1 protein-coding gene is annotated in these 255 nt (G+C 36.5%); it reads right to left on the bottom strand.

Annotated elements, in window-relative coordinates; all coding sequences use genetic code 11:
• Positions 1 to 255, bottom strand: a 255-nt coding sequence (locus ACEWB7_RS18850; RefSeq protein WP_411581205.1) for a transposase, incomplete at both ends; no start/stop codon positions are given.

The raw sequence follows: 255 nt of genomic DNA, 5'->3' as shown, positions 1-255 counted from the left end.
CTATAGGATTTAAATCAGGGCTGTATGCAGGAAGCCAAAGAATTTTATGCCCTTGTTGTTCCAATAACTCCTGAATATCTGCTCTTTTATGAAATGCTGCATTATCCATAACCACTACACTATTTTCAGGTAATGCTGGTATGAGGAATTGCTCTATCCAAAAATGAAAAACATCTGAATTGATTTTGCAGTCAAATAAACCGACTGAAAATAACTTACCCTCATGGATTGCTCCAATGGCATTGGTCTGATTCT

It is taken from the genome of Acinetobacter sp. NIOH-H-8, from assembly GCF_046635365.1.
Lineage (GTDB): Bacteria > Pseudomonadota > Gammaproteobacteria > Pseudomonadales > Moraxellaceae > Acinetobacter.
Note: the sequence above shows the minus strand (reverse complement) of the source record. Positions and strands in the feature narration are given on the sequence as shown.